This is a genomic window from Acinetobacter sp. YH12249 (assembly GCF_013417475.1).
Classification (GTDB): domain Bacteria; phylum Pseudomonadota; class Gammaproteobacteria; order Pseudomonadales; family Moraxellaceae; genus Acinetobacter.
The window spans coordinates 1-20,563 of the sequence record NZ_VPDX01000020.1; the positions used below are offsets into that span (position 1 = coordinate 1).

Sequence of the window (20,563 nt, forward strand, 5' to 3'; positions counted from 1 at the left end):
TTTCTGACTTAAATTTCGCTCAAATAAACTTCGAGTAATTTAAACCAATCAATCAATGAAAATAATTTCGATCAATCAACCAGTAAAAATCCACACAAGTTGTTCTTCATAATCTCTTAATGATCTTACTTAAAACCTCGTCAGTTTTAAGCTCCAACCCAACCACTTAACGTTTCGTTTCATGCATTGCGTTGGTGTGCTGCGTATTCTATACAGTTTCCGAACCAGTGCAAGAGCTTTTCTTAAAAATATTCAAAAAAGCGCATTGTACGTTTATTTTTTAATCTGAATTGCTATTTTTAGCAGTTTTAATGCTTTTTTCCAGTCATTTTTGGCCCGAAAGTTTAAGCAAATGTGAATTTCTACCGGTTTAGTTTTTATTAAAAGGGATCGTTGCATACGATCCCTTTTAATATTGAACAATAAATTTTAATTTTCCTGCTCGCCAAGCCAATTCATAAATTTTTGTCGTTCAGCTTTAGATGCCTGCTTCCATAACTGAATTAATTGCTGATCAAGCTGACCAACTGATGCATTTTCCTGAACGTTTGCAGTAGCAATATTCGGTGTACTTGCAGTTTGAGTGTAGACCGCTGCCGGCTGATTTGTTGGAGTTATTACTTTATTCGTTGTCAAATCCACAGATTTTCCTAAAACGCTTTGCCCTAGTAATGGTTTCGCTGCATCTTTTGCTCCCGCCTGCTGAACCAGAAGCTGATTTTTTGCATCATATAAACCAATAATTGGCTGATCTTTATATTTTTTCGCTTCATCAAAATTTTTAGGCGCGTTAATTAAAGCCAATTTATAAGCTTCACCATCTTTAAGTTCTGGAGTTTTTACAGTTACTACGCCAGATTTTAAAATGTCATGAGAATTGTCATTGTGCTGGAAAAATTCAGTATAGCGAACACTAATCGCATTCGTACCAGCATCCAGTTTATAAGTTTGATCTGAGCGTAATAGACCTGAACGTACTTCCTGATCATTCACTGCGATTATCTTGATTTCTTCAGGTACGGTTAATGTCACGGCTGAAAAAGCGGATGTGCTGCTCAATAATGCAACTACAGCTGCTGTGATACGTAAATCCATGTCACTCACTCATTCTGGTTAATATATAAAATTTTCATTGCACTATGCCGTGTATGAATGACAATTCTATGACAAATGCTTTGTCTCTACAGTACTTTACTCAGCATTTATCAGACTATCTATCTTCTGATTTCTGCTATATCACACATAAAAAAAGAAGTACTTAACAGTACTTCTTTCTCATCTCTAAATCGATTATGCAAAGGTCTTAAATCGTTCTGCATCATCCATAAAGGTTTTTTCACCTGGAGGGGCTTCGATTGAACCAAATACCAATTGAGCACGAAGCTTCCAGTTCGATGGAATACTGAAAGTTTGCGCCACTTCTTCATCAATGATCGGATTGTAATGCTGTAGTGATGCACCAATATTATGTTCAGCCAAAGCTGTCCAGGTTGCAAACTGAGCGATACCGCTGGCATGCTCTGACCAGATCGGGAAATTATCTGCATATAGCGCAAATTTTTCTTGCATTCCTTTAATGACATTCTGGTCTTCATAAAACAGTGCAGTTCCATAACCTGCCGCAAAACCATCTATTTTGCTATTGGTAGCCTCAAAAGCATCTGCTGACACCAGGTCGCGTAAAGTTTCACGCACAATATGCCAGAAAGTATCATGTGATTGACCAAACAAAATCACCACGCGTGAAGATTGCGAGTTAAAAGATGATGGACTATGTTTCACCGCCTCTTTAATGATGTTCTCAATTTCTGCCTGATCCAGGCTGACATTTTTCCCAATGGCATAAATACTACGGCGTTTTTTAATATGATCTAGAAATGCCATGATCTCACCTCGTTCTATTCTGATTATTTAAAACCGATAAGATCATCCTAAGCATTTTCACTGCCTAAAACAGTCTTATTTCGATAACAATGTGTTTTATTTATAGAACATTCTCAGAGATGTTAAGGTTGATCCTTTGTATCAGTCACCTTAGCACATACTAATTTCAAGAATCACAGGTCTTAGCTAAATACCTGGAAGCTGTCTGGGTTTACAGACTCAATTTTATCTTCTATTGCTTCTTTAATTGAACCGAAACAGAGCTGAGCACGTAGCAACCAGTTTTCATCAATCTTAAAATGCTCAGCTACAGGGTGATTGATCTGCGCATTATAATGTTGCAAAGAAGTACCTAGACCAGCATCTGCCAGCGCAGTCCACGCAGCAAACTGTACCATGCCAGAAGTCTGCTCTGACCACAGTGGAAAATCATCGGCACTAAATGGAATCTTTTTCTGTAATTGCTGAATGGCGCGCTGATCTTCATAGAATAAAATCGTGCCATAGGCATTTGCACATTGATCCAGCTTGATTCTAATCCCTTCATAGACCGATGCCGGCACATGCTGGCGTTGAATGTCTTTCACAATATTCCAGAATTGATGATGTGAATCGGCAAATAGCACGATAATGCGTGCACTTTGTGAATTATAGGCTGAAGGACAACTATGCACAGCTTCCTGAATCAGCTCGGTCAGATAAGCCTGACTGTAATGCACACGCTTACCTAGCTGATAGGTCCCACGGCACTTTTTTAATTTCTCAACAAAAGTGAATTCTAAATTTTCAACTGCTTTACTTTTTTTAGGAAATTTAAAATCCTTAGTCAGGTCAGTTGTTAATACCTGCCCAATTTTATTGAGTAATGCCATTTTCTACCCTCTACATATAGCCTGAACTTCAATCACCAGGAAAATCCCATACAATTATAATGGGTTTATTCAGGCAGGCAGGATTTGCTATTTTTTTATGCTGCTTTTTAGAGCATTCAAACTCCTTAAAAACAAAAAACTCCGCATTTAGCGGAGTTTATGTGACGCAAGTCGCATTAATTATTTTTCAGTTTCAAACAATGCAGCAACGAATGATTTTGCCGAGAATGGACGTAAGTCATCAATTTTCTCACCTACACCGATAAAGCGAATCGGTACATGGGTACGGCTGGCAATATTAAACAGCACACCACCTTTTGCAGTACCATCCAGCTTGGTAATGGTTAAACCCGTTAAACCTACTGCTTCATCAAACATTTCAACTTGATTAATGGCATTCTGTCCTGTACCGGCATCCACCACCAGCATCACTTCATGTGGCGCAGTCGCATCAATCTTCTGCATGACACGTTTAACCTTGGTCAATTCCTGCATCAGGTGACCTTTGTTATGCAAACGGCCTGCAGTATCTGCAATTAAAACATCCACACCTTTGGCACGTGCACTTTCGAAAGCATCAAAAATGACAGAAGCAGAGTCAGCACCATGACCTTGGGCTACGACGGCGATATTGTTGCGTTCACCCCAGATCTGTAACTGCTCAGTTGCAGCAGCACGGAAAGTATCACCCGCAGCCAGCATGACTTTTTTACCTTCGCCTTGCAGACGTTTTGCGAGCTTGCCAATGGTCGTGGTTTTACCTACACCATTTACACCCACGACCAGAATTACATATGGATTTTTGTTTGGATCGATATGCAGCGGTTTTACACGCGGAGCCAGCAGAGCGACCAGTTCTTCCTGAAGCGCTTTATACAGCGAGTGAGAATAAATCAGGTCACCGCGTGCAGTACGTTCAGTCAAATTGGCAATAATCGTTTTAGTCGCATCAACACCGATATCTGCAACCAAAAGCTGTTCTTCAACTTCTTCTAATAATTCATCGTCAATTTCTTTGCCACCAATCAGGATATTGACCATCCCATCGGCAAGATTTTTACGGGTTTTGGTTAAACCCTCTTTCATACGGCTAAAGAAACCGCCTTTTGTAGCAGGTTCTTCTTCCTGAGCTTCTGTCGCTACAGGTGCAGAAACCTCAGCAGTTGCGCTTGGTGTTTCTACAATTGGCACATTAACCGCAGGTAAACTCGGTAACGTGACATCATCATCTCCGATATCAGCATCAATCAAAAATTTGTTTTGCCCATTAGATTGCTGTTGCATGCCGAATCCTTGAAAAGCATTGCGTTAAAAAATTGAATTCTAGCATAACTTGCAGTGTTTTGAGCGGGCAATCCAATCCATGAATAAACAACCAAAAAATAACAGTGTTTGGTTGCTTTCAATACAAGATTTCTGAAAAATAATCCTAAATACAAATATCTATTCATTGGAAGACTTTGTGTCCCTATCTTTTTTTGCTATCTCCTCCTTATCCAGAATCATTAAACAACGGATTTCTCCAGCCGCTGTACTCCTCCTGAGTTTCGGTTTTAACCCCGTACATGCCGCAACCCAGAGTGAATTATCCCGCACCACCATCGAAACATATTTAGGTAATGGCTTAAAAGTCATTATCCGGGAAGATCATCGCTCCCCGATGGTGATGACACAGATCTGGTATAAAGTCGGCAGTAGTGATGAGTCCGGCAATATTCTCGGTGTCTCTCATGCTTTGGAACATATGATGTTTAAAGGCACAAGCAAGGTTCCCAATGATGAATTTACCCGCCTGAGCCGGATTTATGGGGGCAGTATTAATGCCGCAACCTTTACCAATTACACGAACTATTATCAGCTCTATCCCAAAGCCTATTTTCCGATGGCGCTAGAACTTGAATCTGACCGTATGAACAACCTGTTGTTACGCCAGCTAGATTTTGATCCGGAAATTAAAGTTGTGATGGAAGAACGGCGTCAGCGTACTGATGATAATCCGCGTGCCCAGGCATTTGAACGCTTTAGATGGGTCAGTTATCCCACCAGTCACTATCGTCAGCCCGTGATTGGTCACATGAAAACGCTTAATAATATTCAGCTGAGTGATGTTAAAAAATGGTATCGAGACTGGTATAGCCCGAATAATGCCATTCTGGTGATTGTCGGTGATTTAGATGTGCAAGAAGCTCTCGTTCAGGTACAGAAATATTTTGGTGATATTCCGGCGCGTCCCGCACCCTCACGTAATGATGTACTTGAGTTTGAGCGCTTAGGCTATCGTCATATGGAAATTGAGAGCAATGTTCAGGTGCCTAATCTGTATATGACCTGGAATGTGAAATCTCTAGCTACCGCCAAGAATCCTCAAGATGCCTATGCTCTAACCATTATTCGCAGCCTGCTGGATAGTGGAATTTCTTCCCGCCTGCAGGATCGTCTGGTTCGCGACCGCAAAGTGCTTACTTCTGTGAGTGTGTCTTATGATCCTTATAACCGTGGAGATAGCCTGTTTGGTATTTCCGCACTTCCGGCTCCAGGTGTAAATCTGACAGAAGCACAAACGGCCATCCAGAAAGAAATTGATTTATTAAAAACTGAAACTATTTCTGAGCATGAACTGGCACGGATCAGCACACGCTTTATTTCAAATCTGATTTATAGTCAGGACAGTCTGAGCGGACAGGCCAAAATGATTGGAAACCTTGAAGTAAACGGATTGAGTTACCGCCTGATGGATGAACTGCCTCAGCATTATGACAGTGTCCGTGCAGAGGACATTCAGCGGGTTGCTAATGCCTATTTTGTCCGTGAAAATTTAAGTACGCTCTACCTTTTGCCTGAACAGAAAGCTCAATAATGGTTATTACAATGTCTAAAGTTCGCTCTCTTATCCTTTTAACCAGCTTAAGCCTCAGTTCAATCCTTTGGGCAGAAAATTATTTAGATACCCAACCTGATCTGAATGATAATCCCAGTCAGTTACAAGCTATTCCTCTCCTGCAAAGTTTAAAAAACATAAATCAAAAGCAGGCATTCCAAGCACCTTTTATTCATGACCTGAACAATCGTTACAAAGTTCGTACCTTATTTGTTGAAACCCGTGATTTACCTATGGTCGATATTCAACTGACCTTTAATGCCGGATCAGCACGAGATCAGGAAATTGCTAAAGGTCTATTTGGTTTATCCAGCACAGCAGCCAAACTGATGCGCGAAGGAACAGATAAATATACAGCTGCACAAGTTGCTTCAGTCTTTGATGCCACAGGCGCACAATTTAGCGTACAGGCTTATCGCGATATGTTTGTGGTTCGCCTTCGAACTTTATCAGACCCCAAGAAAATGGAACCTGCCTTGTCCATGATGATGGAAGTTCTCAAAAATGCCACATTCAAGCCTTCCAGCATTCAGCTGGCACTCAGCAATACTCAAGTAGGACAAAAACAGCTTCAGGAAAATCCAAGTAAACTGATGGATATCCGGTTTTATCGGGCATTGTATGGACAGCATCCTTATGCCGAACCCATTACCGGCACGATTGGCAGTACCAAAAAAATCACAGCGGATTTACTGAAAAAATTCCGAGACCAGTTTCTGGTGGCACAAAACATGAATATTGCCATTACCGGCAAACTCAGTCCTAAACAGGCATTGGAACTTTCTGAACGAATTGCAGGCAATTTGCCTCAAGGACAGAAAGCTGTTGCATTAGCTGAACCTGAAGAAAAATCGGGTTTTGATATCGTGCATTTGCCTTATAACTCATCCCAAGCGCATGTGACCTTCGGCCACTTAGGACCAAACCGTTTTACTGAAGATCGGCTTGCTCTAGAAGTGGCTAATCGCATGTTTGGTGGTAGCGGATTTAATGCAGTATTAATGCAGGAATTAAGGGTAAAACGCGGCTATACCTATGGTGCTTATAGCACATTCAGCTTTAGTCAGGCACCCGGTATATTTAGCTTCCGTTATTCGACTAGACAAGATCAATTACTGGATAGCATTCAGGTCGCACATCAGGCTTTTATCAACTTTGTAAATCAGCCGATTGATACTAAGCGACTGGAAGAAACCAAGGCCGGGATGTTAAGAGCATTTCCGAATAATTACAGCAGCAATGCCACAATCAATGCCCAGTTAGGCACAATGGGCTTTTATGCAGAGCAAGCCGACTATCTGTCACGCTATCCAGAACGTCTAGCCAAAATTACCGCTGCAGATGTGCAAAATGCCGTGCGCAAACATCTGCATCCAGAACGCTTGACACTGGTCGTGGTAAGCCAAGAACTAGATAAAGAAGCATTAAAACTACGATTGGAACAGAACCTGTTAGATCCTTCTACACCACTACCGAATACGATTCCAATACCTAAGGCATATCCACAGAAACCGGCGGAAGCTGACGAGCCCGTAGAGATTCCTGTTGATACGCCTGCATCAATTTAAGATATTGACCGCGATGGATGCGTTGCTGTTGCAGCAAAGTCTGAGCCATATCCTGGGTTTGGGGCAAGCTCTGCTGTTCTGCAAGTTGCAGAAGCAAATTAAATTGGGAAGTCGTCAGTGGACGATAAATGGCAAATGTGGCCAGGTATAAGATTAATGCCACAATGAAAATAACAACCGCATTATAAATTTGTTCAAGCTTAATTTTATTCAGAAAATCGCTTAATTTTTTGCTATCTATAGCCATACACTACCTCAAGTTGCAGCTAGTGTATGGCTGGGCCCCATGAAGTTCAAGTCAAAGATTGAATGACCAGTATAAATACACATCTCGATATGACTATAAATCGGTTAGGATTTCAACAATTCGTACACACTCCAGGCAATGACCATAGCCACCAGACCTAAAACCAGTAAAATTGCAAACTTGCTTAAGCCGGCTTCTGCTTCAGGTGGATGCAGTCGATCTTCATCTGCAATTCGGACCAATTCATCATTATAGTGACTATAAAACTCTGCACGCTGGGTTTCGTCCAGAGCGCGGGTAAAATCATAAACTTCTTTACGTTGAGCCAGACTGTAATTACCTAGATGGGTATATTTGTCATAAATTGCCTCATCCAGTTTTTTACGGTGTACATGCGCCAATTCTGTAATCTGACTGGCTGTTGGGGGCATATCAAAACTGAGCCCTTCAAGAGTTCTTTGCATCATGTTGTTCTCCTTTTCTTTTGTTCTATTGTTAAAATCTATACCAACCAAACTTCCAAGTGTGTATAGTTTGATCGTACAAACTATAAATTAAGTAAACAGGAAAGCTGATATAGTTGACTTTTCCATTATTCTGTAATATTAGTTTAATAATACTAAGTTATATTTGTATTTAGACTTAAAAGTCTATCCGAAATCATAATTAAAATTAAGGAGTTTTTATATTATGCAGAATATCTCTCAACATGATTTGGAACATCTGTATGCAGATGCAGTGAATACCATTCAATCGCAAATGAACTTTGTCGATGCAGTAAAACAATTAGAAGATGCAGCGCGCGCCGGTCACGGTAAAGCAGCTCTCTTTTTAGCTGAACTGTATTATCAGGGTTTTCGTGTGGAACGAGATTCACTCAAAGCACAATACTGGCAGAACATGGCCACCATGCAAGCCTGAAGAAACGTCACCTCGGTGACGTTTTTTTATGCCATTTTTTCGAAATACTGCAATTAAGATATAATTTATTACGATTGCTTGCAAAGCTGAAACAGTAATTTCACTGGAACTTTCTAGAATAGAGCTGAACTCTAATAGCACTTTATTTTAACGACAATGCGAAAAATTATTCAATACGACCCGATTTGTAAAAACTTTCTTTTGAGGCTGACCATCCTCAAATCTATGATGTATTGCGGCGTTTTGTGGGGCGTCTATCATCAGGGTTGGGCGATGATGCGTGATCAGGAAGATTATATTTTTCCATTCTGGCTTAATTCTCTGGATGCCAAAAATTATGCCAAGGAACATTGGCCAGGTTATGTACCCCGTAGAATCAACCCGGAAGATTTCGAAAACAACTTGTTACCTACACTGTCCCGACTAGCCGTGACACCTACTTTATGTAGCGGCAATGGCACTAAACTAAAGTTATCCATTCCACAGATGCGTCACCTGTTTTTTTCACAACAAAGACTGCACTTTGCCTAAAAACATGTTATTTATAAAGACATAAAATAGACACCTAGAGATGTTCAGCTGGATACATACTCTAGGACTAATAATAATTAGATAAAAAGGACTCAATAGAATGACCAACGTAGCACAAGTGCTCGGTGATAAAGTACATCAGGCAGTTTATACCATCCGTCCAGACTCTACAGTTTTAGAAGCAATTAGCCTGATGGCAGAAAAAGGAATCGGGGCGCTGGTCGTTACCCACGAAGATAATGTGGTCGGCATTTTGTCAGAGCGTGATTACACCCGTAAAATCGCATTGATGCAAAGAACCTCTTTTGATACCACGGTCAATGAAATTATGACACCTAAAGTCATAACCGTGACTTCTGCAACTTCTGTTGAAGACTGCTTAGCATTAATGACTGACCGCCATTTACGCCACTTACCTGTAGTTGAAAATGACAAACTGATTGGCCTGATTTCGATTGGTGACTTGGTCAAAGCTGCAATGGAAGATCAACGTAAGCTGATTGATCAGTTACAACAATATATTTCAGGCTAAAATTCTTTCTTAGTTGAATACGTAAATTAAGACTCAAACTCAAAATGTCATTACAAACAAATGACAATGTCATATCAAAACCAGATTAGATATAAAAAATCCCAGCCTTAAGACTGGGATTTTTTGATTATTAGATCAAATTAAAGACCGAGTTTCTCTGCGACATAGTCAGAGTCTTTATCACCACGACCTGAAAGATTCACTACAATCTTAGTCTCTTTAGGCAGTTTACCCGCTTCACGAATTGCCCAAGCCACTGCATGTGAACTTTCTAATGCTGGCACAATTCCCTCAACGCGTGACAGGGTCATAAAGGCATCCAGACACTCCTGATCTGTTGCTGTAGTGTATTCCACACGACCTAGATCTTTCAGCAGGCTGTGCTGTGGCCCTACGCCTGGATAATCCAGCCCAGAAGCAATCGAATGCACAGGTAAAGGCTCACCCTGCTCATCTTCGAGTACATAACAGGCCATACCATGCAACTGGCTTGGTTTACCCAAAGTCAGCGTTGCGGAATGCTTATCAGTATTTAAGCCATGACCTGCAGGCTCTACCCCCACCAGTTTCACTTCTGGATCATTTAGAAATGCCGTGAATGCACCCATAGCATTTGAACCACCACCCACACATGCCACCACATAATCTGGGTTTGCACCGAAGCGTTCATTGGTTTGAACCTTAATTTCATCGCCAATAATGGACTGGAAATCACGCACCATCATTGGGAATGGATGCGGTCCTACCACCGAACCAATCGCATAGATATAGTTTTTCGGATCTTTCAAGTATTCTTCAAAAGCACTGTCGACTGCATCTTTAAGGGTCGCAGTACCACGCGTCACAGAAATCAGCTTAGCACCCAAGATTTTCATCTTTACGACGTTTGGATGTTCTTTTTCGATATCCACCTGGCCCATATGAATTTCACATGGAATACCCACCAAAGCACATGCAGTAGCCAATGCTACACCATGCTGACCTGCACCGGTTTCTGCAATGACTTTGGTTTTACCCATATATTTCGCCAGCAGTGCTTCACCCAGGCAGTGATTGATTTTATGTGCACCGGTATGATTCAGGTCTTCACGTTTTAAATAGATCTGTGCTCCACCTAACTGGTCAGAAAGGCGTTTAGCATGAAACAAAGGGCTAGGACGGCCGACATAGTTAGCAAACAGGTCTTTTAATTCATTTTGAAATTCTTCAGTTTGACGGATTTCCTGATAGGCAACATTGATGTCATCCATGGCCTGTTTTAGATCCGGTGGAATGAACTGACCGCCATATTGACCAAAGAAACCCTCTTCATTGGGCAACGCAATACCATTAATTTGATGAGCCATAATAATTCCTGAATATTGGAATAAGGTATAATAAGTGACTTTATACTAGAATAATTCGTTTTAAAGCACTAATAACTATAGATAAAGTCACTTATAGATAAATGGAATCAACGCGCCAGATATTTGGTCATATCCTCAATACCTTTTAAGGTCATTGGAAACATATGATCTTCAAAGATTTGCTTAATCAGGCCAATAGTATGCGTGTAATGCCAGTATTTTTCTTCTTCAGGATTGAGCCAAGCGGTTTTATCAAAATGCTGACGCAGACGCTGTAACCAGACCTGTCCTGCCTCATCATTCATATATTCGACCGAACCACCGACGGAGTTCAACTCATAGGGTGCCATGCTGGCATCACCCACTACAATCACCCGGTAATCCCGTCCATAGGTATTGAACAGATCCCAGGTATTCATGCGCGAGCTGGAACGACGGACATTATCTTTCCAGACATAGTCGTATAGACAATTATGGAAATAGAAATATTCCAGAGTCTTAAATTCGGTCTTAGCGGCGCTAAACAGTTTTTCACACTGAGCGATATGCGCATCCATTGATCCACCGATATCAAACAGCATTAGTACTTTAATACGGTTACGACGCTCCGGCACCAATTGCACATCCAGAATCCCCTGTTTGGCGGTTTCACGAATAGTACTATCAATGTCCAGTTCTTCAGCCGCACCCTGACGAGCGAACTTACGCAAACGGCGCAGTGCCATCTGCATCTGACGACTACCAAGAATCTGATCATCATCCAGATTACGGTATTGACGCTGTTCCCAGACTTTGACGGCGGAACGTTTACGCCCCGGCCCGCCAATGCGCACACCTTCAGGATGATCACCATAGGCACCAAATGGCGATGTGCCACCAGTACCAATCATCTTATTCCCGCCCTGATGTTTTTTATGCTGTTCGCGCAAGCGTTCTTCCAGCATTTTCATTAGTTCTTCAAGCGATCCGGCTTTTTTCAGTTCTTCACGCTGTTCAGGAGTTAAATGCTTTTCCAGAAGTTCCAGATCAAACCAGTCTTTGGGCAGTTTATGCACCTGATTCAGCAGTTCATCCAGATCAAAAGTCGCGATACCATCAAAGTAATCTTTCATGGCGCGATCGAACTTGTCGAAGTAGCGCTCGTCTTTGACCATCACAGTTTTAGCAAGCTGATAAAACTCGTCCTGATCGGCAAAAACCACGCCTGCCGCTACCGCCTGATTCAGATCAATCAGCTCACGGGTGGAGACTGGTACGCCATATTTTCTGAGGGTATAAAACAATCGCACAAACATGCGTGTTTCTCCCTTAGCGACGCGACATAAAGGCTAGACGTTCAAGCAGCTGCACATCCTGCTCATTTTTGATCAGCGCGCCGTACAAAGGCGGGATCGCTTTGGACTTGTCGGTATTTCTTAAAATGTCTTCCGGCATATCATCTGCCATCAACAGGCTTAACCAGTCGATCAGTTCTGAAGTTGAAGGTGGTTTTTTCAGGCCTGGAATCTGACGTAACTTGAAGAAGACTTGTAGAGCTTCATTCACCAGCGTTGCTGAAATATTCTCAAAATGCACATCGATAATTTCACGCATGGTCGCTTCATCCGGAAACTCGATATAGTGGAAGAAACAACGGCGCAGGAAGGCATCTGGAAGTTCTTTTTCGTTATTTGAAGTGATGATGACAATCGGACGCTGGGTCGCAGTAATGGTTTCACCCGTTTCATAAACGAAGAAAGACATCTTGTCGAGTTCATGCAGCAAGTCATTTGGGAACTCGATGTCTGCTTTATCGATCTCATCAATCAGCAATACACAGCGTTCTTCACTGGTAAATGCTTCCCAGAGTTTACCCGGCTTGATGTAGTTCTTGATGTCATAAACGCGATCATCACCTAACTGACTATCACGTAAGCGTGATACCGCATCATATTCATACAGGCCCTGCTGTGCCTTGGTCGTTGATTTGATATGCCAGGTAATCAGCTTCAGTCCGAGGCTTTGTGCCACCTGTTCAGCCAACAAAGTTTTACCTGTACCTGGCTCGCCTTTAACCAGCAAGGGTTTTTGCAAACTACGCGCAGCTTTCACAGCCAGTTTTAAACTGTCAGTCGCAATGTACTGATCCGTACCTGAGAATTGTTGAATATCAGCAGACATGATTGAACCTTATTTTTTTATTTACAGCGGTGAACTTTTCTTGTTTGACCCAAGACCCGTTTTACTGGATGCATAGGTCGACCAGCAATAGCCAATCACAGACCCGATACCAATGACAAATAAAATAAGTGACGCATTAATCCAAACGAGTTCATATTCCTTGGTCAGAATCCCAAACAGCAGCCCGAAAATAGCGGGTGCAACTGAAGCATTGCTGCCTTCAGAAACGGTTGGAGTCAACAGCACGGCAAAGGCCAATAGCCATAAAAAACCGCCCATTGCCTTTGGCATGCGCTTGGTCACGCCATACCAGCAGGCTAACGCAATCAGACTGCCCAGCAGATACACTGCAAACGCAATACTCTGGTCAGGAATTGAGTCCAATACAGCTACAAAACCATTCATTTCACAACTCCTGAACTGAGCTTAAGCTCCACGAAGACCTTCTGGTGCTGGCGCATTCGGGTTAATTAAACCTTCTGGAGGCATTTGCAGGAAGAAACCACGGGTAGAAATTGAATCCATCACATGTAAAACATTGGCACGTGCCAGTTTACGCGATTCACTCAATTCAAGATGCATGACAAAAGTCGCACGACCAAACGCAACACGTACCGGTTCAGCCAATACCTCTAGTGGTTCAAATGTTTCGGCTTCGTTCTCATCTGCAGGACGCGCCACATAAAGATACATTTCATCTTTTTTGCTAGATTTGTAGATAGACACTTGCATGTTTCAAACGACTTTTCTGAAAAAACAATCGCAAGGATACATCAAAAAAACGACAGAAACATTAGCCGCTTCAAATGCATCAGTCGTGATTTTGTATAATTGCTTTATCTTTAATCAATCTAGCAAAAATCACTCAACCACTTTCATCTGGGTCGACAGATAAGACTCATCCTGATGCAGTACCTTAATTAGCGGCAGAGTTAATAACTCATAGCGCCAGCCGAGCAAGTAATTTGGCAGATCCTGTTCATCCTTATGACATACCACATGCTGATATAAGGCATTCAGCCATTTCTTACGCATCAGCACTTCTTTCGGTACAGAGATTTCATTGGATATATTCTGGATCATTGTTTCAACCTTCTCGCCAATCTCTCTGGATGAATGGCGGATTGGGCGTGCCAGACGTAATGGCCAGTCGGCTTGGTCAGGCAGGAATTTCAACAGATCCAAAATGGTCTTGCCATGTTCACGGACAATATTGACCCGGATGTCTTTCATCTGACTGAGCTGGAAATTATTGCGCGGGAATTTCTCCACCAGATCAATCATGGTCGAGTTTTTCAGAATAAAACTACGCGGCTGATTCAGCGCCTTGGCAATCTGCTCACGCCATACAGCCAGTTGTTGCAACTGCATTAATTGACGGCGTGAATGACGATAATTACCGACATCCTGATAAAGCAAGGCAGTCGGTGTTTCTTCACCAATTTCATGGGTCAAAAAACGGCAATCTTCAAGAGCGAAATCGAGCAGATATTTGCTTTCCAGATCCTGTTTGACTTTATCCGACAGTTGCACCAGATAATGCACATCATTGGCTGCATACAGTAACTGTTCAGAGCTTAGAGGCCGTGCCAGCCAGTTAGAACGGGTCTGATCTTTTTCAATATCGACATCCAGCATCTGTTTTAAGGCATTCTGATAGCTGACCTGCAAACCATGTCCGAGGAATGACATGCCGACCTGTGTATCAAAGACATTGCTCAGGGCTTTTTTCTGGGTGTAGTGGTAAATCAGGTCAATATCTTCACTGCAGGCATGGAAAATATTCTGTTGAGCATTAAAAATCTTGTTCAGAAATTCACTCAGATCCAGTGTTGTTCCATCCAGCAGGTAGACATTGTTATTGACATTGATTTGAAAAACACCAAGTTTTGGCCATAAGGTGTCTACCTTAATGAATTCTGTATCCAGGCCATAGACCGGATTTTGATCCATAAGGTTCAGGACATGATTTAAGTCGTGCTGATGTTGAATAAATTGAAACATAAAGACTGAGTCTAAAATTAGATGCTCGATGAAGCTATATTACCCGATATATAGAATTTTTATATAAAAATATGACAACCAAATCACACTTTTTGTTCCATATTTTTCGAATATAGCTTATCTAGTAAACATTTTATATTTTTACTAATATATTTTTTATATTATATATTAAGAGAATATAATTAATATTTCACTTAATTCGCATCCGGTTATGCACTGCCTGGCTCAACGTATGGCTATCGACATACTCCAGTTCTCCACCTTGAGGCACCCCTTGAGCGATACGCGTCATTTGCACCGGTAAATGTTTACTGGCTTCAACCAGATAATGTGCGGTTGCCTGTCCTTCGACAGTCGCATTGGTGGCCAGAATCACTTCCTTGATCTGTCCTTGACTTAAGCGTTGCAGCAAATAGGGAATACCGATTTCTTCAGGCCCGATTCCATCTAGAGGTGACAGATGACCACCCAGAACATGATATTTACCGCGGAAACTCCCGCTTTGCTCAATGGCCATAACATCTGCCGGTGATTCCACCACACAAAGCAGTTCATCATCACGCTCAAGTGAGGTACAGATATTGCAGACTTCATCTTCCGTCAATGAATGGCAGATCGAGCATTCATGAATGTGATCGGTTGCTTCAGTCAAAGCATGTGCCAGACCGATCGCCCCTTCACGATTTTTCATGATTAAATGCAAAGCCATACGCTGGGCCGATTTCGGCCCAACGCTTGGCAAAATGCGTAATGCTTGAACCAGTTGATCAAAACGATCACTAAACATTGCGCATACTTCCTTAGAATAAACCAGCCAGACCAGGTGGTAAGCCCATACCTGAGTTTGCAGATTTCATTTTCTCTTCAGAGATCGCTTCTGCTTGACGCGCTGCATCATTCATCGCTGCTGCAATCAGATCTTCGATCATATCTGGATCGTCCTGTAACAGTTCAGGATTGATTTCGATACGTTTCACCACATTGCGGCAAGTCATGGTAACTTTCACCAGACCGCCACCAGCCTCAGCATGCACTTCAGTTTGCGCAAGCTCTTCTTTGGCTTTTTTCATGTTGTTTTCGACTTCTTTTTGCATGCGCTGTGCTTGCTGCATCAACATATTAATGTTCATAAAGATCTCCGAACATATATTTATAAAATTAGATTAGATCTAAACCGCGTGTAATGTCGCGAATAATATCATCAATTTCTTCCAAACCAACAGAAACGCGAATTAAACCTTCACGAATACCCGCTGCTGCTTTGGCTTCTGGAGACAATTTGCCATGTGTGGTTGTTGCTGGATGAGTAATCGTTGATTTCACATCACCTAAGTTACCAGTGATTGAAATGAACTGGGTATTGTCAATTACTTTCCAGGCACCTTCACGACCGCCTTTCACTTCAAAAGATACGATACCACCGAAACCGGTTTGTTGTTTTGCAGCCAGTTCATGACCAATATGTTCAGGCAAACCCGCATAGTAAACTTTTTCTACTTTCGGATGCGCATTTAAGAACTCTGCCAGTTTTTGTGCATTGGCAGAATGCTCACGCATACGTAAACGTAAAGTTTCCAGACCTTTCAGGAATACCCAGGCATTAAACGGGCTCATAGAAGGACCAGTGGTACGTACATAACCGAAGATTTCTTCAAGCAGTTTGTAGTTACCTACCACAGCGCCACCGAGTGCACGGCCTTGGCCATCCAGATATTTAGTCGCAGAATATACGACTAAGTCTGCACCAAATTTGAGTGGTTGTTGTAACACTGGTGTACAGAAGCTATTGTCAATTGCGAGCAATGCATCATTGGCATGCGCAATATCTGCCAAAGCCTGAATATCTGCCACTTCAGCCAATGGGTTTGACGGAGATTCAACAAAGAGTAATTTGGTTTCAGGCTGGATGGCATTTTTCCATGCATCAAGATCGATCAAATCTACAAAATCGACACTAACCCCAAATTTTGCGACATATTTTTCAAATAACGATACGGTTGAACCAAAGACTGCACGTGAGCAGATGACGTGATCACCTGCTTTCAAAAAAGCCATGGTCACTGCCATAATGGCAGCCATACCAGAGCTGGTCGCAACGGCGCGCTCTGCACCTTCGAGTGCCGCCAGACGTTTTTCAAACATGGCAACGGTTGGGTTGGTAAAGCGAGAATAGATATTGCCCGGTTCCTGACCTGAAAATTTCGCTGCGGCTTCAGCCGCATTTTCATAAACAAATGACGATGTTAGAAAAATCGGTTCAGCATGCTCACCCTCAAAGCTACGGGTATGACCTGTACGGATGGCTAAAGTTTCTAATTGATAGTTAAAATCGTCTTGCTGGCTCATCACTTTACTTCAGCCCAAAGGCTGCCTTTTGTAAAAAATTGCCAACATTTTGAGCGTCTAAGCTATTTCAGGTCAAGGCATAATAAGCAATTATTGCTTAGACTTCGACCAATTCTCCTTTGTATACGGATAAATTATTTACATGATTCAGTTAAAACAAAATATTCAACGCCAGAAGAAAAAATTAAAACACCTGAATGCACGGTTATTTAACTCGTCTTCCCTGATTCTTTCGCAAAAAACGCCCTTTGAATATATTGCTGCGACTGAGTTCTGCAAAATTCGCTATTATGCAGCGCCTGAAAAAAAGTACCGTGAGCCCTTAGTCTTTGTTGCCCCTCTTGCGATTAATATGGATATTTATGATCTGTATCCTTACCGTTCACTAGTCAAGCATTTTCAGCATAGCGGTTTTGATGTCTATTTAGTGGAATGGAAACGTTTCCGTTATAAACACCGTCACTTGAATTTCCTGTCTTTTATCGACGGCGCGATTCCTCAGGCGATTGAACGAATCTGCTCGCATTCAGGCAGTCAGTTTATTTCCTTGCATGGCTGGAGTATGGCTGGAATTTTTGTCACGCTTTATACTGCGCTACATTCCCCTGAACATGTTAAAAACCTGATTGTACTGGGTAGCCCGATTGACAGTTATGCATCCGGTCGCGTTGGCAAGCTTTTTAGCACCACCAACAAGCTCATTTCCAAAAATAAAACCCTGCAACAGGCGATTCACCAAGGATTGATTCCTAAGGAATATATTCATTCGCCCGGCATCATCAATGCATTAGGATTTAAGCTGCTTGATCCGATTGGCTGGTTTAAAAGCCAGAAGCAGTTTTTGATGAACCTGGAAAATGTTGAAGATGTCTATGAACATGCCACCATGGGCAATTTTTTGAACAAGATGATTGATTATCCGGGTGGAATCAATCAGGACATGGTGCTGCACTTATGGCTGCAAAATCCTTTAAAAAATGGCTCAATGACTTTAAACGGCCGAACGATTGACCTGAAAAATATTAACTGTTCCTTACTGGTCGGGGCTGGGAAAACCGATCAGATTGTTACGGAACAGTCAGCTAAACCTTTGATGGAATTGACAAGTAGTACCGATAAGACGTTTACTCTTATCCCGGGTGGTCATCTTGGACTGATGTCCAATCAGAAAACAGCCAATACATTCTGGCCGAAACTGACCACCTGGCTGGCACAACGCTCAACCCGGATAGATACTTAATTCCGGAAGAGCCGGCAATTTTCAGGTATTTATTATTTTATTCAGAGGGTATGACATGATTCAGTCAGTGGCATTTATTGGTTTAGGCGCAATGGGTTATCGCATGGCAGCGCATTTACCCAAGCATTTTGAGACAGTTTATGTCTGGAACCGTACTTTTGCCAAGGCTGAAGAACATGCTGCTGAATATGGCACCCAAGCTGTCGCTTTAGAACAGGCAGTTCAGGCAGATATTATTTTTTCCTGCCTGCCGACCAGTGCAGATGTTGAAGCATTAGTCCAAGGCCTCAGCCTTAAAGCTGGCAGTATCTGGGTAGACTGTACCAGCGGTGTTCCTGACGCTGCCCGACGCTTAGAAGAAGCACTGGCTGAACAGGGTGTGATTTTCCTGGATGCGCCTGTGAGTGGCCAGACCATTGGTGCGGAAAATGGCACATTGACTGTGATGGTCGGCGGTAATGCGGAAGGCTTTGAAAAAGCCCTGCCAGCGATGCAGGCGTTTGGCAAATTGATCAAGCATGTGGGGACATCAGGTGCCGGCTTTGCGGTAAAAGCGGTAAATAATATGTTACTGGCTGTAAACCTGTGTGCAGCAGCAGAAGGCTTTACCACGCTGAAAGCGCACGGCGTTGACCTGAATGAAGCGCTGGATTGTATCAATGCATCAAGCGGTAAAAGCAATGTGACTGAAACCGTTTTACCACAGCGTGTTTTGAACCGTAGCTTCCCTGTTACCTTTGCCCTGCCTCTTTTAGCCAAAGATACAGGCATTGCACTTGATCTTGCGCGCGATGCCAAACTGGCAGTACCACTTCTCGCTTTAGGTCAAAGTCTGGTGCAAGCTGCTAACAATCTGTCGGATAAAAATAGTGACTTTTCCAGTGCTGTAAAAATGTATGAATCATGGAGTAATATTACCATTGAGTAATATCTCGCCATTGAATAATAATAAACAAACCTAATATTGTGACTATAGACTAGCCACATGCAGTGATACTGAGGAAACTCTTATGAATAAGTTATTTGTTGCAGCACTCGTCGGTTCTGCAACTTTGTTTGGGGCTTCAACATCGGTTCTTGCATCTGAACAGGAATGCAAAAAATTGAAAAATGACCATGATGTCATTTATGCATCAAAAGGTTTCTGTTTCAAGGATCCTGAAGCAAAAGCAAAGTTTAATGACAATTGCTACACAACCAAGCCAAAATTTTCAGAAAAAGAGCAGCAACGTCTTGACGCGATCAAAGAACGTCAGAAAGAATTGAACTGTAAATAATACAATTCAATTCTGCTCAAGGAATGCACTTATGACTTACGATGACCAAAATATTTTTGCACGAATTCTGCGTGGTGAACTTCCAGCAATTAAAGTGTATGAAGATGACCGAGTTCTTGCATTTATGGACATCATGCCACAGGCCGATGGTCATACTCTGGTCATTCCTAAAACACCCGCAATTACCCTGCTTGACCTGGATCCTGAAGTTGCAGCCTATACCATTCAGGTGGTGCAAAAAATTGCCAAAGCGATTGAAAAAGGTTTAGGTGTAGATGGCATTGTACTCATGCAGCTCTCTGGCGCTGCGGCGGGTCAGACTGTTCCGCATGTTCATTTCCATCTGGTACCTACCTCTTTGCACAATCTCGGCAAACATGCTGCACAAATGGGTGATCAGGAAAAAATCAAACAACTGGCAGAGAAAATTAAAGCTGCTCTTTAATTCATTCTTCGTCCTTAAAAATGGAGCTTCGGCTCCATTTTTTATGCCTTATTTTTCATTTTTTATCATTATCAATAAATACAGAATTCATCTCAAATAATTTTGTTAAGAACAGTATTTCTCATTCACTTGATCAGCTTTAACTAAAGCAAAAAAAATCCTGCACAGAATCTTAAAAATTAAAATTGCTCCCTTTTTAGATTTCATAGATCTGCAATATTTCCTTAACCATACTGACTTATTCATCCTCAATACTGAGCACCAATACAGGATGGTAGCCAAGACCGAGCTACTGCATACACCTCAAAAGAC

24 protein-coding genes are annotated in these 20,563 nt (G+C 42.1%); 9 read left to right on the forward strand and 15 right to left on the reverse strand.

What is annotated here, in order from left to right; translation table 11 throughout:
- Window positions 1-429: 429 nt before the first annotated feature.
- The 4 genes from FTV25_RS11200 to ftsY all read right to left on the reverse strand — a co-directional run bounded on the left by FTV25_RS11200 (window position 430) and on the right by ftsY (window position 4,040).
- Window positions 430-1,095 (reverse strand): DUF2057 domain-containing protein, encoded by a 666-nt coding sequence (locus FTV25_RS11200; RefSeq protein ID WP_166134835.1) that lies wholly within the window; start codon window positions 1,093-1,095, stop codon window positions 430-432.
- A gap of 195 nt (window positions 1,096-1,290) precedes the next feature.
- Window positions 1,291-1,884, reverse strand: a complete 594-nt coding sequence (locus FTV25_RS11205; RefSeq protein ID WP_166134838.1) for a nitroreductase family protein — start codon at window positions 1,882-1,884, stop codon at window positions 1,291-1,293.
- A 182-nt stretch (window positions 1,885-2,066) separates the two neighbouring features.
- Window positions 2,067-2,756: a nitroreductase family protein gene (locus FTV25_RS11210; RefSeq protein ID WP_180003769.1), complete on the reverse strand. Its 690-nt coding sequence runs from the start codon at window positions 2,754-2,756 to the stop codon at window positions 2,067-2,069.
- 180 nt (window positions 2,757-2,936) lie between these two features.
- Window positions 2,937-4,040: a signal recognition particle-docking protein FtsY gene (ftsY, locus tag FTV25_RS11215; RefSeq protein WP_034171087.1), complete on the reverse strand. Its 1,104-nt coding sequence runs from the start codon at window positions 4,038-4,040 to the stop codon at window positions 2,937-2,939.
- Between the two features lie 232 nt (window positions 4,041-4,272).
- On the opposite strand from ftsY, the gene FTV25_RS11220 reads away from it, so the two are divergent.
- Both FTV25_RS11220 and FTV25_RS11225 read left to right on the forward strand, forming a co-directional pair.
- Window positions 4,273-5,613 (forward strand): M16 family metallopeptidase, encoded by a 1,341-nt coding sequence (locus tag FTV25_RS11220; RefSeq protein ID WP_373683628.1) that lies wholly within the window; start codon window positions 4,273-4,275, stop codon window positions 5,611-5,613.
- 11 nt (window positions 5,614-5,624) lie between these two features.
- Window positions 5,625-7,202: a pitrilysin family protein gene (locus FTV25_RS11225; protein WP_180003765.1), complete on the forward strand. Its 1,578-nt coding sequence runs from the start codon at window positions 5,625-5,627 to the stop codon at window positions 7,200-7,202.
- Here FTV25_RS11225 and FTV25_RS11230 read toward each other — a convergent pair.
- Complete coding sequence (locus FTV25_RS11230; RefSeq protein ID WP_180003763.1) at window positions 7,126-7,449, reverse strand: hypothetical protein; 324 nt, start codon at window positions 7,447-7,449, stop codon at window positions 7,126-7,128. The two genes, FTV25_RS11225 and FTV25_RS11230, sit on opposite strands and share 77 nt — an antisense overlap.
- A 104-nt stretch (window positions 7,450-7,553) precedes the next feature.
- Window positions 7,554-7,916, reverse strand: coding sequence for a hypothetical protein (locus FTV25_RS11235; protein WP_180003761.1), 363 nt, complete (start codon window positions 7,914-7,916; stop codon window positions 7,554-7,556).
- A 220-nt stretch (window positions 7,917-8,136) separates the two neighbouring features.
- On the opposite strand from FTV25_RS11235, the gene FTV25_RS11240 reads away from it, so the two are divergent.
- From FTV25_RS11240 to FTV25_RS11250, 3 genes are all read left to right on the forward strand, one after another.
- Entirely contained in the window at window positions 8,137-8,370 is a 234-nt protein-coding gene (locus FTV25_RS11240) for a hypothetical protein (protein WP_034171084.1), read from the forward strand.
- Window positions 8,371-8,526: 156 nt separating this feature from the next.
- Window positions 8,527-8,901, forward strand: coding sequence for a DUF2750 domain-containing protein (locus FTV25_RS11245; protein WP_034171083.1), 375 nt, complete (start codon window positions 8,527-8,529; stop codon window positions 8,899-8,901).
- A gap of 100 nt (window positions 8,902-9,001) precedes the next feature.
- A complete protein-coding gene (locus FTV25_RS11250) occupies window positions 9,002-9,433 on the forward strand; it encodes a CBS domain-containing protein (protein ID WP_180003759.1) in 432 nt (143 codons plus the stop codon).
- Between the two features lie 140 nt (window positions 9,434-9,573).
- Here FTV25_RS11250 and trpB read toward each other — a convergent pair whose 3' ends face one another.
- The 9 genes from trpB to FTV25_RS11295 form a co-directional block, all read right to left on the reverse strand.
- Window positions 9,574-10,779: a tryptophan synthase subunit beta gene (gene trpB, locus FTV25_RS11255; RefSeq protein ID WP_125279145.1), complete on the reverse strand. Its 1,206-nt coding sequence runs from the start codon at window positions 10,777-10,779 to the stop codon at window positions 9,574-9,576.
- Window positions 10,780-10,886: 107 nt separating this feature from the next.
- Window positions 10,887-12,074 carry a VWA domain-containing protein gene (locus FTV25_RS11260; RefSeq protein ID WP_180003757.1) on the reverse strand — a complete coding sequence of 396 codons (1,188 nt, stop codon included), beginning with the start codon at window positions 12,072-12,074 and terminating at the stop codon, window positions 10,887-10,889.
- Window positions 12,075-12,087: 13 nt separating this feature from the next.
- Complete coding sequence (locus FTV25_RS11265) at window positions 12,088-12,939, reverse strand: MoxR family ATPase (protein ID WP_104426039.1); 852 nt, start codon at window positions 12,937-12,939, stop codon at window positions 12,088-12,090.
- A gap of 21 nt (window positions 12,940-12,960) precedes the next feature.
- Window positions 12,961-13,344, reverse strand: a complete 384-nt coding sequence (locus tag FTV25_RS11270) for a hypothetical protein (RefSeq protein ID WP_180003755.1) — start codon at window positions 13,342-13,344, stop codon at window positions 12,961-12,963.
- A 21-nt stretch (window positions 13,345-13,365) separates the two neighbouring features.
- A complete protein-coding gene (locus tag FTV25_RS11275) occupies window positions 13,366-13,671 on the reverse strand; it encodes a YcgL domain-containing protein (protein ID WP_004783715.1) in 306 nt (101 codons plus the stop codon).
- A 129-nt stretch (window positions 13,672-13,800) separates the two neighbouring features.
- On the reverse strand, window positions 13,801-14,943 hold the full coding sequence (locus FTV25_RS11280) for an HRDC domain-containing protein (RefSeq protein WP_180003753.1): 1,143 nt from the start codon (window positions 14,941-14,943) through the stop codon (window positions 13,801-13,803).
- 190 nt (window positions 14,944-15,133) lie between these two features.
- Window positions 15,134-15,730, reverse strand: coding sequence for a recombination mediator RecR (gene recR / locus FTV25_RS11285; protein ID WP_125279141.1), 597 nt, complete (start codon window positions 15,728-15,730; stop codon window positions 15,134-15,136).
- Between the two features lie 13 nt (window positions 15,731-15,743).
- Complete coding sequence (locus FTV25_RS11290; RefSeq protein WP_125279140.1) at window positions 15,744-16,073, reverse strand: YbaB/EbfC family nucleoid-associated protein; 330 nt, start codon at window positions 16,071-16,073, stop codon at window positions 15,744-15,746.
- A 28-nt stretch (window positions 16,074-16,101) separates the two neighbouring features.
- The gene (locus FTV25_RS11295) at window positions 16,102-17,289 is read right to left on the reverse strand and encodes an O-succinylhomoserine sulfhydrylase (protein WP_180003744.1); all 1,188 of its coding nucleotides are present in this window, start codon (window positions 17,287-17,289) and stop codon (window positions 16,102-16,104) included.
- 142 nt (window positions 17,290-17,431) lie between these two features.
- Here FTV25_RS11295 and FTV25_RS11300 point away from each other — a divergent pair, with 142 nt between their 5' ends.
- From FTV25_RS11300 to FTV25_RS11315, 4 genes are all read left to right on the forward strand, one after another.
- Complete coding sequence (locus FTV25_RS11300; RefSeq protein ID WP_180003742.1) at window positions 17,432-18,529, forward strand: alpha/beta fold hydrolase; 1,098 nt, start codon at window positions 17,432-17,434, stop codon at window positions 18,527-18,529.
- 55 nt (window positions 18,530-18,584) lie between these two features.
- The gene (locus FTV25_RS11305; RefSeq protein WP_180003740.1) at window positions 18,585-19,457 is read left to right on the forward strand and encodes an NAD(P)-dependent oxidoreductase; all 873 of its coding nucleotides are present in this window, start codon (window positions 18,585-18,587) and stop codon (window positions 19,455-19,457) included.
- 82 nt (window positions 19,458-19,539) lie between these two features.
- Window positions 19,540-19,806, forward strand: coding sequence for a YARHG domain-containing protein (locus FTV25_RS11310; RefSeq protein ID WP_159124442.1), 267 nt, complete (start codon window positions 19,540-19,542; stop codon window positions 19,804-19,806).
- Window positions 19,807-19,837: 31 nt separating this feature from the next.
- The gene (locus FTV25_RS11315) at window positions 19,838-20,251 is read left to right on the forward strand and encodes an HIT family protein (protein ID WP_159124443.1); all 414 of its coding nucleotides are present in this window, start codon (window positions 19,838-19,840) and stop codon (window positions 20,249-20,251) included.
- The last annotated feature ends 312 nt before the right edge of the window (window positions 20,252-20,563 follow it).